This is a genomic window from Aurantibrevibacter litoralis (assembly GCF_034651555.1).
In the GTDB taxonomy this organism is placed as follows: domain Bacteria; phylum Bacteroidota; class Bacteroidia; order Flavobacteriales; family Flavobacteriaceae; genus Aurantibrevibacter; species Aurantibrevibacter litoralis.
The window spans coordinates 108,408-121,464 of the sequence record NZ_JAYEEQ010000004.1; the positions used below are offsets into that span (position 1 = coordinate 108,408).

Genomic DNA, 13,057 nt, shown 5'->3' on the forward strand with positions numbered 1-13,057 from the left:
AACGAAAGGAGCGGCTATACGCTTATGCATGTGTATTTTATTTGGATTTTAAAAAGATGGAACTGATGGCTCTAAACACATGCAAATGCCAAAGGGAATCGAAAAATTAAAGGCTTTACTATATACTTACTTAAGTTCACTTATAAATTGTGCTATCTCTTTCTGAGTATACTCTCCGGCTTTTTTTTTAAAAGCGCCATTTTTATGAATGATTACAACACCTTCACAAGTGAGATCCTTAGAAAAAAAACGAGTTAAAAAGAAGTCTTCAAAATCGGCAAAATGATTTAAAGAATCTATCCTGCTTTTTGTCCTTTTGGAATCGGAATACACAAAGATGTTTTGGGCATTATTCAAATCCATTTGCGAATAAAAATCAGTCCACCATGGTGTTGATGCCTTTAAATTTTGATAAACATCATAATGACATTTGTTTCTAGGTTGTTTAAAATTTACAATAAGCAAATCTTCTGTTGTCCAGTTGAAGTTTTGTTTCACAAATTGCAATTGTGCCTCATTTAGATTTCCTTGAACTAGACCTTTCTGGGACCCGAAGAAACTAAAAAAGCTATAAACTACAAATGCTACCAACAGTATTTTATTCATAGGAGTACTGCTATTCTATAAATCAATATTTTAACTACTACTTTAAAGGTTGTTTAGGATTACTTCTTAAGAACCAGATCTATCGCTTTTTGAACAATCGCGATATCATTAAAACCTCGAAATCCACTAAAGCCAATAGAAAGTTGTGTTTCATTGTCAATGGCAATGGGCTGTCCGCCAACCCAACCAATTAAATCAGGAAGTTCAATAGGAGAATAGGCCTCCGGGTCTACCTTACCACTAAAGACCATTTGTTCATACACTCCCGTTTTCTGACCTGTAATCCAAACCTGACTGGCCTTGTGCCATGCTATTTTAAAAAAACTTCGTTGCCTTAATTTATCGCTGCCATACAATTTTCCGAAAACCTTGCCTTGTTCCGTGATAATACAAACTGCAACGTTGCCCTCAGAAATCTGCCAATCTTCCGGATTACTCTTATAGGTAGGGATAAGAAGTTCCAATTCCTCAAAAATCTCGGTAATCAGTTGCTCTAAATTTCGAGTCCCCATTTCTTTTTATTTAATGCATTAAATTAAAGGATTTTTTTCATTAACCTGCATTACCGACAACTATTTCGGATTACCGTTTCTTAGTGCTGTATTTCCCTTTTCGCTTGTTAATTCGGTACCTGAAATCATGGCAAAACAAACTTAAAAGTAAAATTAAAGCGGAAAAAATAAGGGTGCCTCACAAAGATGTCAACATCGTACCATTCTAAGTGCGCCAATTTTAGTAGGATGCAAAGTTGCAAACTTCGCAGTGCGTTGAGTTCGTATGGTTACATTCGCCTTAGCATTTTAATGTTTCAAGGTTACTTCAATACTTCGCTACGCTCAGTATGACAAACGAAAAACGATCAACCATCAACCAACAACGGACAACTAACCCTTTAAATCCTCGCCTGGTACGTAAACAAATTATAATACCTCCCCTCTTTCGCAATTAACTCCTCATGAGACCCTTGCTCTGCAATACGACCGTTTTCTATCACCAATATTTGGTCGGCCTTTCTAATGGTACTCAGTCGGTGGGCAATTACAAAAGTGGTTCTCCCTTTTGTTAACGTTGCCAAACTTTTTTGAATCAACGCTTCGCTTTCCGTATCCAAATTGGAGGTGGCTTCGTCCAAAATCAATACTTTGGGATTAGCCAAAATGGCACGGGCTATGGCAATGCGCTGCCGTTGTCCGCCCGACAGTTTTACGCCCCGTTCCCCAATTAAGGTGTCCAGTCCACTTTCAAAACGGTCGGTAAACTCATCTACGTAAGCGGCTTTTACGGCTTCTTTTAATTCGGCTTCTGAGGCATTAGGCCTTGGAAAAAGAATGTTTTCCCGGATAGTGCCTTCAAATAAGAACTCATCTTGCAATACCACCCCTAAATATTTACGATAACCAGGCAGGTTTACTTTGGATAAATCCTTGCCATCAACAGTAATCGTCCCCGATTGTGGAATTAAGAAAGTAGCCGCCAAGCCTGCAATGGTCGATTTTCCGGAACCGGAACTCCCCACCAGAGCGACGACATCTCCGGAGTTTACCGTAAAACTAATATTGTGAAGTACTTCCTTATGTTCTTCATAAGCAAATGAAACATTGGCAAAAGCGATATTGCCTTCAATTTCATCTAGAACGATGGTTCTATCTGCATCATTGACCTCAGGGGTCATATTCATCAATTCTTCGGTGCGGTCCAGTCCGGCCAAGGCTTCTGTAAGCTGACTCCCAATATTACTCATCTGCACAATGGGGGCAATCATTAAGCCCAATAAAAAAGTAAACGACAAAAATTCCCCAATGGTCAACTGATCCATCATAATTTTATAACCCCCAATGCCCATGATGCCCGTAGTGGCCACCCCAAGCAAAAAAGTGGAGGAACTGGTCATAAAAGCAGTCGCCGTCAAACTCTTTTTTACGTTTAGAAAGAGCTTTTCTACCCCACGTTCAAATACCTTGTGCTCCTGCGCTTCCGCATTAAACCCTTTGATGACCCGGATACCACCAAGCGTTTCGGTAAGTCTACCAGTTACCTCGGCATTTATTTTCCCGCGATTTCGAAAAATAGGACGAATAATTTTAAAGGCTTTTAAAGCCACCAACGCAAAAATAGCAAGTGGAATAAGCGTGAACAGCGTCATAGACGGACTTATGCGCAACAATAAAATTAAAGAAACTACCGCCGTTACCGAGCCACCCACCAATTGCACTAATCCGGTACCAATTAAATTACGAACCCCTTCCACATCGGTCATAATTCTTGAAACCAGTGCTCCGGATTTGGAATTATCAAAAAATCGAATGGGCAGCGAAAGTACCTTTTTCTGCACTTGCGCCCTTAGTTCGGAAATTAAATATTGTGCCTGTACACTTAGAATTTTGGTAAGTAAAAAAGAGGTTACAGCTTGTACCAAAATGGCAAATGCCACTGCCAACACCAGAATTTTAAGCATGTCTAAATCCTTGTTGGGGATCACATCATCCATAAAATATTTTAGGGAAATAGGACCCACAAAACTGGCGGCATTACTAATTACGATGAGGATGAGGCCTATGAAAACCAAATTGCGTCGGGGCCAGATAATGGTCTTAAAGGCTTTAAGAATGCTTACTTTTTTATTGGACATAATCGAGTTCTTGACTAAGAAAATTGAAGTTGCAAGGTACTTGAAAAATAGAGGAGTTGAAGTGGAAATTCTTTGAAGTTTATTTTAAAGGGTAAAAAATTAGCATTTGATGACGGAGAAATTTAAATTCACTTTTTATAGTTAAAATGGGTGTTATGAAATTGGTTTATCTTCTTCTTTTTCTAGGAATTTTTGGATGTAAAAACGAAAAGCCGCTTACAGAAACAGCACGCTGGCAGGCGCAAGCGAATCAGGTAACGATTATCCGGGACGATTTTGGTGTGCCTCATATTTATGGTAAGACGGATGCCGATGCGGTTTTTGGGTTGCTTTATGCGCAATGCGAGGACGATTTTAACCGGGTAGAGCAAAACTACATTTGGGCTACCGGCAGATTGGCTGAGGTGGAAGGAGAAGAAGCCCTTTACAGTGATTTGAGAGCCAAACTCTTTATGACGGAGGAAGAGGCGATTGCCAACTATGAAAAAAGTCCAAAATGGTTAAAGGAATTATGCAATGCTTTTGCCGATGGCATCAATTATTATTTACATACCCACCCCGAAGTTAAACCCAAATTGTTGACCCGCTTTGAGCCCTGGATGCCCATGTACTTTAGTGAAGGCTCTATAGGAGGAGATATTGAACAGATCTCTTTGGCTAAAATAAAAGCCTTTTATGAATCCGGTGTAGCCCTTTCTGAAGCTCAGGAATCCCTTCATCAAAAAGAGCAAAAAGAAAAAGAACCCCAAGGCTCTAACGGTATTGCGATTTCCGGGAAACTTACCCAAACCGGTAACGCCATGTTGCTCATCAATCCACATACTTCCTTTTATTTTCGGGGTGAAGTGCATGTAGTAAGCGAGGAAGGCCTGAATGCATACGGGGCAGTCACTTGGGGACAGTTTTTTGTGTACCAAGGGTTTAATGAAAAAACGGGATGGATGCATACGTCCACTTATGTGGATATCATGGATGAATTTATGGAGTCGGTGGAAAATCGTGATGGAAAACTGGTATATCACTATGGGGAAGAGATACGTCTGGTGAGCACGTATGATATCACCTTAAAATACAAAGACGGGAACGAAATAAAGCAAAAGACTTTTCCCGCCCATCGTACGCATCACGGCCCTATAACCCACTTGGAAGATGGTAAATGGGTAGCCACGGCCATAATGTGGGATCCTGCAAAGGCTTTGGAACAGTCCTATATACGAACCAAGCAAACAGGTTATGACGGATTCCGAAAAATGATGGATATACGCACCAATTCCTCCAACAATACGGTCTATGCCGATGCTGATGGGAACATTGCCTATTTCCACAGCAATTTTATTCCCGTTCGCGACACTATTTTTGATTTTAGCAATTATGTGGATGGGAGCGACCCCCGAACCGATTGGCAAGGACTGCATACGGTGGATGAAAATATTTTGATAAAAAACCCAGAAAATGGGTGGATTCAAAACTGCAATTCAACCCCCTATACTGCAGCTCTTGAGTTTAGCCCGAAGCGGGTAGCGTATCCCAATTATATGTCCACCGACGTGGAAAATTTCCGTGGGGTGCATGCAATTAGCTTATTGACCAATAGAAGTGGGTATACCTTGGATAGTCTCATTCAACTGGCGCATGACCCGTATTTGCCTGCTTTTGAAAGATTGATTCCCGACGTTGTAAAAGTCTTTGATAAAAACGTTGTGGGTGACGATAAATTAAAAATACTTGTTGAAATACTTAGGAATTGGAATTTTAGAACCTCCAAAGAATCAGTAGCCATGACTTTGGCCCATTATTATGGAACGTTGGTTTATGAGAGAATGTCTAAGCCAAAGGGATTATCTGAAATGGAGCTTATAAATCATTGGGTAAATAGATGCGATTATGTAGGTAAGTTACAACTTTTGAAAGAAGCAGTAGGTATCCTTGAAGCCGATTTCGGCACCTGGAACATTCCTTGGGGCGAAATAAACCGATACCAACGCCTTAACGGGGATATCCGCCAGTCTTTTGATGATGCTCAACCCAGTTTGCCCATTGGTTTTGCATCGGGACGCTGGGGTGCCTTGGCGGCCTATGGAGCCAACTATCACAACAACACAAAGAAAATATATGGTACCCGCGGCAACAGTTTTGTGGCCGTAGTAGAATTTGGCGAGAAGGTAAAGGCCAAGACCATCATGGCAGGCGGACAAAGTGGGGATCCCAACTCCCCGCATTTCAATGACCAGATCCAACGCTATGCCGATGTGCAATTCAAGGAAGTGCCCTTTTATAAGGAAGAGGTGTTAAAACGGGCGAAAAGGACGTATATACCGGGGGAATAGGTAACCTAAACCAAAGACCCATATTTTTATGTAACTTGTTCTTTCGGCAACGCAGAAGGCAGACACAGATTACAAATCCGCACCAGAGGGAACGCTGGTTTTTTTTTGCAGCATGGAGGGCTTATAAAATGAGAACTAAAATTTTTCCTAATTTAGCCTCATGACCGCTACAGACCAAACCCTAACGCTGCTTAAAAAACATTTCGGTTTCGACAGCTTTCGACCAAATCAAGAAGCCATTATAAGCGACCTCCTTTCGGGAAAAGACCTTTTAGCCATTATGCCCACGGGAGGCGGAAAATCGCTTTGTTTTCAGCTTCCGGCCCTACTGCTTTCGGGTACAGCCATTGTGGTTTCTCCACTGATAGCCCTCATGAAAGATCAGGTAGATGCCTTACGCGCCAATGGCATTTCGGCCGCATTCTATAACAGTTCGCAAAGCGCAGACATACAAAACGCTGTGCTTCAAAACCTAAAAAATAGAACCTTAAAACTGCTATACGTTGCCCCGGAAAGTTTATCGTTTCTTTTGCCACACCTGCATGAGAACCCTGTTAGCCTATTTGCGATAGACGAAGCGCATTGCATCTCGGCATGGGGTCATGATTTTCGTCCATCATATACGCAGCTGGGCATCCTTAAATCACAATTCCCCAATACGCCCGTAGCTGCATTTACAGCTACTGCCGATGTAGCTACACAAGATGATATCGTTCAGCAATTACAGATTCCTAAGGCACAGAAACACTTGGCTTCATTTGACAGAAAAAACCTCTATCTGGAAGTGCGTCCGGGCACAAACCGTTTGCCACAAATCCTTAGATTTTTAAAAAACCGAAAAGAAGAAAGTGGCATCATCTATTGTCTAAGTCGTAAGGGAACAGAAACGCTGGCCGAAAAGCTAGCAAGCAGCGGTTTTAAGGCGCAGGCCTATCATGCCGGATTGCAGCCCGACCACCGCAACCGTATTCAGGAAGATTTTGTAAATGATCGTGTACCCATAATTGTAGCCACCATTGCCTTTGGTATGGGCATTGATAAGAGCAATGTGCGTTGGGTTATTCATTATAATATGCCTAAAAACATTGAAGGCTATTATCAAGAAATTGGCCGCAGTGGTCGGGATAATCTAGCTGCCGAAACGCTGTTGTTTTACAGTTTTGCTGATGTGGTTAAACTCCGACAATTTATGGAGGACGCGCCCAATCGCGAATTTCAAATGGCCAAACTGGAACGCATGCAACAATTTGCAGAAGCCCTAAGTTGCCGCCGCATTGCCTTACTAAACTATTTTGGCGAACATGTTACCGAGGACTGTGGCAACTGCGACAATTGCAAAACCCCACCACAATTTTTTGATGGTACTGTATTGGCTCAAAAAGTGTGTTCGGCAGTGGTGCGTCTTTCCGAAAGCGAGCCACTTGGAATGCTGGTAGATGTATTACGGGGCGCTAAAAATGCCAATGTGCTGGATAAGGGCTATCAGCGCATTAAAACCTACGGCGCTGCTAAAGATGTGCCGTGGTTAGATTTGCAACAATACATTGTTCAAATGGTAAATCAGGGAATTTTGGAAATTCGCTTTCACGAAAATGGACGGATCCTATTAACTCCTTTAGCAAAAAAAATACTCTTTGAGGGTAAAAAAGTGAATCTGGCTTCGCTGCAACTTAAAGAAAAAATGGCAGTAAAAGCCCAAATAGAACCTAGTGAACCTTCTGGGTTGTTTCAAAAACTAAGGCAACTACGTCAGCGCATCGCCATAGAAGAAAATGTGCCGGCCTACATAATTTTTAGTGATACTACGTTAAAGGAAATGGAAAAACATTTGCCAAAAACGGAGGAAGAATTTCTGCAATTGAGCGGTGTGGGCGAGGCAAAAAATGAAAAATACGGAAAACAATTTTTAGATCTTATTCATGATCAATGGGTTGCGACACCCCCAGTACGTCTTAAAACTCCAAAAATTGCAACACAACAACTAAGTTATGACCTTTTTAAAAAAGGGTTGTCTATTGCTGAAATTGCGGCGCAGCGAAACTTAAAAGAGGATACCATATATGGACACTTACAAAAAATGCATCACGAAGGAAAACCAATAAATCTCTATGATTTTATCACTTCAGAAGAGGTTGCGAAAATCGTGGAAGCAAGAGACATTTTGCCACTGGATGAACCTAGCCTGAAACCAATTTTTGAACATCTAAACGAAGAAGTATCGTATTGGAAAATAAGGATGGGGCTTTATATAGGAGATACCTCTAGGGAGGGTTCTAGATAACGGTTAAACCAGAAGAGGTTACGTACTAGCGCTTCTGAGGTTATAAAGTGGGCAAGCTGTTCTTCAAAAAATCGAGATGCACGTACTTGTTTTTGGCTACCATGACAGAAAAGTTCAATTCCGAGTCTGACACTACTCTAACTAACGTAATTTGAATTAATCCAAATCGGGTTACTGCATTTAATCATTTTATACTTAAAACCTACTTTGAAAAACGATCATTCTTTAACAATGATTAAGGTAGCTTTGGAACCTGTAGACAGATTCCATCGGTTAGCGTAGATCAGTTGCCCTTTCTCATCAAAAACACTTACCTGCGCGGTGTTAGGCCCGGAAGAACCTTGGTTTAAAGCTTCAAAATCCAGTCGGTTAAACCCTTTTTCTAGGTCTACGTTTATCCCTTTGAAACCACCGGTTAAAAGAAAATTAGCATCTATAACTCTGTCGTTTATCGTTATTTTGATGCGATCGCCATCAACAAATTCATGATCTCGGGCTACAATACCCACATAGTTGCCATTGTGTTTTATATCGCCTAAATACATATCTCCAAAATGCTCCGTAGAACCTTTACCTTTTTCTTTGTTGCCTACCTTCGTATCTATTATTAGGCCATGACCTGCCTGTACCAGTTCTCTATCTGGAAGCATTTTTATGTTTCGTGCCGTGAGGGAATCCCTGAGATTTGTCTTAGACGTGTTGGGCTCTAGCAAGGAAGGCATTCGCAAGGACGTACCTTGATTACTGGGATTGGGACTTAATGTGTTATCCGATCCTATTTGCAGCGGTTGGGTACTAGACCCATCCAAAATTTGGGCTTGCCCCAAAAAGGGGAACACGGCTATACAAAGTAAAAAAACCAATCGCATACGATTTACAGTCGAAAATATGATGGAAAAATAACAAATACCCTGCCATAAAGGGCTTAATTTCCTGTTAAATTCGATAGCGCTACGGTAGGGTATGCCCTGTAATTGCGACACTTTAGCAAAAATTTTCGAATTAGATAACGGAAGTGCTGTCTTGTTCATTAAATGTATTAGAGTCTAACCCTTGTATGTAAAGGGAATAGTTCGATTCCTAACTACCCTTTTAGACCCATACTTCTTTAATAAAGTTGATGAAATTTAGATGCATGATGTTGTCAATATCTGCTTTGGAATAGCCTCTATTGGCCAGTAATTCCGGTATTTTTTGAAGATCCGCAATGGTATCAACATCCGTGGGGCCCTGTTCCTTTCCGAAACCGCCGTCGAGATCGGTGCCGATACCAACGTGGTAGGAGTTCCCGGCAAGCTGGCAGATATGGTCTATGTTGTCTAGGATTTGCATCAGGCTTACACCCATTCCTTCCGGGCTGGAGGTGCCCCTTACCCAGTTGGGAACCATCATCCACGCATCGAGTGCCATGCCGATGACCCCTTTTCTGGAAATGAGTTCTAGGAGTTGCTCGTCCGAAAATTGGCGGTTGTGCGGCACAAATTTTCTACAGAGGTTATGGCTCGCCCAAACCGGCCCGTTATAAAATTTCATAGTTTCCCAGAAACTTTCGTCGCATAAATGGGTAGCATCCAGAATAAGATTCAACCGCTCAATTTCCTTTAAAAGCGCTTTGCCCTTTACCCCAATACCACCGGCCGAATCGGTGCCATGTGCATAGGAGCCGGGGCCGTAATGTGCCGGACCAATAGCACGCAATCCCTGTTCGTAGGATTTTTCCAAGTGTTCAATAGTAACTAACGAATCTGCACCTTCCAAACTCAGAATATACCCGATGGGTTTCTTTGCAGAGGAATCTTCCCAAAGCTCCAGATGCCGTTGCAGTTGAGCCATGTTGGTAATCTGCACCAATTCCCCGATGGCTTCCATGGATTTGTACCAGGCCAGTTGCCCTTGGGTTTGTGCCCAAGCTTGATGGGGCGAATGCCACCCGGGGAGGGCGTTCCCCTGTTTTACATAACGAGCGATTTGTGTAGCCACACAGAGCCCCACATTTCCTTTGCGCATGGCATCAAAGGAGACGGTATTTTTACTGCGATCGGGCTTATCCGTCATGCCTTCTTCGCTTTTTCGAATATCGGCCACCGCCCACGTTAAATCCCTATTCCATTCCATGGCGTTCATGGAGAGGTCTAAATGGGCATCAAATATCAACATAATAGTGCTTTATATTTCGGTTTGATGGTCTCTGGCCGCTACTTGCCATCTTTCGGTTATTTCGCCTCGGTGTACCACCGCCGCATTTTTGTATTTGGTCACCGTGGGGCAAATATGATTCGGAATGGCATAAAACACATGTCCGATACTGTAGGTGTGCGCCTCTTGGGTTTCAAGAACCAAATGCTCTTCGCTTTGGCTTAGGTGTTTGGCGTTTTCCAGACCCAAAACAACGACTCTAGGTAACGGCATTTCCGAAGCTACCGATTTATGGCCTAAATCTAGACACAGCAGTCCGGGCGCTGGTTTACTTACCACGCGTGTAAAAAGTACGGCCGCAGGCAGCATGCCCAAATCCGAAAAATTTTTACCGTACCCGGCGTCCCACATAAGGGTCGTCCCTGGACTGCACGTAACTCCGTTTCTTTTGGCATGGATAGGAAAAGTAGGCGACCCACCAGCGATAATCGCAGGAATCTGTACTCCTTTTTCTTCTATATTTTTGGTTAATTTCAATAGCTTTTGAAAAGCATCATCGCATACCGTTTTGCGTTTATCGGGATCAGATTCACGAATATGACCATCATAGGCATGGAGTCCCAAAAGGTTTATATTTGGATTTTGTGCAAGGCTTACACAAAGTGCTTCTGCTTCAGCATCCGGGACTATGCCTGTTCTATTCATACCCAAATTAAGATCTAACCATAGCCCTATACGACTGTTTTTGGCCTTGGCTTTAGACGCTAATTGCTGCATGGTCTCGGTATTGTCTACAAGGGTAGAAAAAGTTGCGTTCGGGTATTTTTCAATCAGCGTAAACAACCGATCTATATGAATACCTACGGGTTGCATGGCGAGTAGAATTTCTTTGGCTTGGCATGTTGCCAATAATTGAGCCTCTGCAATGGTAGCGCATTTGAATTTAAAAATACCATGAGCCATTTGCATTTGTATAATTTCAGCCATTTTATGAGTCTTCACATGGGGTTGCAGAAAGGCGGTACCCCCAGCCATGGAAATCATGGTTTGTATGTTTTGTTCAATCCGATCCGGGTATAGCAAAAGAGAGGGAGAAATAACGTGTTCCGGGGCGTTGAGTGTATACCAATGTAGTGTCTCCATAATGATTTAATAAAGTTCAAAGATGGCTTCAATTTCTACCGCAATATTTCCGGGAAGCATCATGCCTACAGCACTTCGGGCACCTACACCGCTTTCCATCCCGAACACTTCGGACATTAATTCACTAAACCCATTGATAACCAACGGGTGTTGTCCAAATTCCGGGGTACTGTTTACCATTCCGAGTACTTTTATCAACCGTTTGATCTTATCCAATTCCCCAAAATGAGCCTGTATTGTAGAGAGCATGGTAAGTCCTACTTGATGCGCAGCGAATTTCCCCTGTTCCAACGTTAGGTCCTCCCCTACGCGACCCACAACTAAAGTTCCATCAGGTTTCATGGGTCCCTGGCCCGATACATATAAAAATTTATTGACCACGACTACCGGTTTGTATAAGCCGGCTGGGGCTGGGGCTGGTGGCAATACCAACCCTAAGGATGCTATTCTTTTTGAAATACTGTTATTCATTTGTATCAATTTAAAGTAGTGTATTTAAAACTAAAACACCCAATAACCCCATAACGCCCACCGTGGTTTCCATAATCGTCCAGGTTTTAATTGTATCTTTTACCGAGAGGTTAAAGTACTCTTTAAATAACCAAAAACCACTGTCATTGACATGAGAGAGCATGAGGCTTCCCGAACCAATGGCCAACACCATGAGTTCTTTGCTTGCCGCACCATTGCTAACCAATGGTAAAACAATGCCTGCCGTGGTTAAACCTGCCACAGTCGCAGACCCAACGCAGACTCTTATGGCTGTAGCTACCAGCCAAGCCAAAAGCAACGGCGAAAAAGATGAATCTTTTAACAAATTGGCGATGTAGTCGCTAACCCCACTATCTACCAATATCTGTTTTAAGGCACCGGCACCGGCGATAATGAGCAGCACCATAGTAATTCCGGAAACCGCACTTCCCACAGAATCCATAACTTCCCTCATTTTTTTCTGCCGAGCCAATCCCAACGTATAAATAGCTACCAGGACAGCAATGAGCATGGCAATGGCGGGTTCGCCCATAAAAACAACAACTTTCTTTAGCGTTAAATCATTGGGTAGCACATGCTCTGCTATGGAAGAAGCTGCAATAAGAATGATAGGCAATAAGGCACTAAATATGCTTATACCGGTACCGGGCATCTCCGCATCGGTGAGTACCTTGGGATTGATAAATTCTTTTAAAGGCGTCGCAGTTACATTTTTGATGGTTCTAGAAAATAGCGGTCCCGCTACAATGATGGCCGGAATGGCGATGAGAATGCCATAAAGCATTGTTTTGCCAATATCGGCACCAAACATAATCGCAATTCCTGTTGGAGCAGGATGGGGCGGTAAATACCCATGTGTTACTGATAATGAGGCCAACATAGGCAAGCCCACATACAATAAAGGCAGTCCGGTAGACACCGCAATGGTAAACACCAAAGGGATAAGGATAACGAAGCCAACGGAATAAAACATGGGAATGCCCACAATAAAGCCAGTGAGTACCAATGCCCATTGAATGTTTTTGATCCCAAATTTCGCGACCAATTGAGTCGTTATTCGCTGGGCTGCACCACTGTCTGCCACCAATTTGCCCAGCATGGCTCCAAGCCCCAAAATAAGTACCAATTCTCCTAGGGTAGCCCCAATTCCTTTTTGGATGGCACTAACTACATTTTTTAATTCCATGCCTTCGGCAATACCCACAAGCAGTGAAACAATAATAAAAGAAATAAAGGCGTTTAATTTGAATTTGGCGATGAGAATAAAAAGAAGTAGAATTCCAAAAATTACAATAACAAGCGGCATAAAATAAGGTGGGTGTTGAATTATTATCGGCTTAAATATACATTTTTTTAGTGGCAGTTGTTTTTTTCTATGGTACTTACCAACGCATCTAAACCAGCAGTACGTCTGGGATATCCAGAAAAACAAATCATTTAATA

General features: G+C 42.4%; 10 protein-coding genes. 2 read left to right on the forward strand and 8 right to left on the reverse strand.

The genetic code is table 11. From position 1 onward, the window contains the following. Window positions 1-126: 126 nt before the first annotated feature. The 3 genes from U1E44_RS05400 to U1E44_RS05410 form a co-directional block, all read right to left on the reverse strand. Window positions 127-606 carry a hypothetical protein gene (locus tag U1E44_RS05400; protein ID WP_322930030.1) on the reverse strand — a complete coding sequence of 160 codons (480 nt, stop codon included), beginning with the start codon at window positions 604-606 and terminating at the stop codon, window positions 127-129. Between the two features lie 59 nt (window positions 607-665). Next, the gene (locus U1E44_RS05405; protein WP_322930031.1) at window positions 666-1,118 is read right to left on the reverse strand and encodes a hypothetical protein; all 453 of its coding nucleotides are present in this window, start codon (window positions 1,116-1,118) and stop codon (window positions 666-668) included. Window positions 1,119-1,498: 380 nt separating this feature from the next. Beyond that, window positions 1,499-3,235: an ABC transporter ATP-binding protein gene (locus U1E44_RS05410; protein ID WP_322930032.1), complete on the reverse strand. Its 1,737-nt coding sequence runs from the start codon at window positions 3,233-3,235 to the stop codon at window positions 1,499-1,501. Between the two features lie 155 nt (window positions 3,236-3,390). Here U1E44_RS05410 and U1E44_RS05415 point away from each other — a divergent pair, with 155 nt between their 5' ends. After that, window positions 3,391-5,562, forward strand: coding sequence for an acylase (locus U1E44_RS05415; RefSeq protein ID WP_322930033.1), 2,172 nt, complete (start codon window positions 3,391-3,393; stop codon window positions 5,560-5,562). Window positions 5,563-5,722: 160 nt separating this feature from the next. Further along, on the forward strand, window positions 5,723-7,843 hold the full coding sequence (recQ, locus tag U1E44_RS05420) for a DNA helicase RecQ (RefSeq protein WP_322930034.1): 2,121 nt from the start codon (window positions 5,723-5,725) through the stop codon (window positions 7,841-7,843). Between the two features lie 218 nt (window positions 7,844-8,061). On the opposite strand, the gene U1E44_RS05425 is transcribed toward recQ, so the two are convergent. The 5 genes from U1E44_RS05425 to U1E44_RS05445 all read right to left on the reverse strand — a co-directional run bounded on the left by U1E44_RS05425 (window position 8,062) and on the right by U1E44_RS05445 (window position 12,920). Then, window positions 8,062-8,874, reverse strand: a complete 813-nt coding sequence (locus tag U1E44_RS05425; RefSeq protein WP_322930035.1) for a hypothetical protein — start codon at window positions 8,872-8,874, stop codon at window positions 8,062-8,064. A 61-nt stretch (window positions 8,875-8,935) separates the two neighbouring features. Then, window positions 8,936-10,000 (reverse strand): dipeptidase, encoded by a 1,065-nt coding sequence (locus U1E44_RS05430; protein ID WP_322930036.1) that lies wholly within the window; start codon window positions 9,998-10,000, stop codon window positions 8,936-8,938. A gap of 9 nt (window positions 10,001-10,009) precedes the next feature. Continuing rightward, window positions 10,010-11,122: a D-TA family PLP-dependent enzyme gene (locus U1E44_RS05435; RefSeq protein ID WP_322930037.1), complete on the reverse strand. Its 1,113-nt coding sequence runs from the start codon at window positions 11,120-11,122 to the stop codon at window positions 10,010-10,012. 6 nt (window positions 11,123-11,128) lie between these two features. Beyond that, a complete protein-coding gene (locus tag U1E44_RS05440; protein ID WP_322930038.1) occupies window positions 11,129-11,593 on the reverse strand; it encodes a RidA family protein in 465 nt (154 codons plus the stop codon). A gap of 10 nt (window positions 11,594-11,603) precedes the next feature. Further along, window positions 11,604-12,920 (reverse strand): gluconate:H+ symporter, encoded by a 1,317-nt coding sequence (locus U1E44_RS05445; protein ID WP_322930039.1) that lies wholly within the window; start codon window positions 12,918-12,920, stop codon window positions 11,604-11,606. Between the last annotated feature and the right edge of the window lie 137 nt (window positions 12,921-13,057).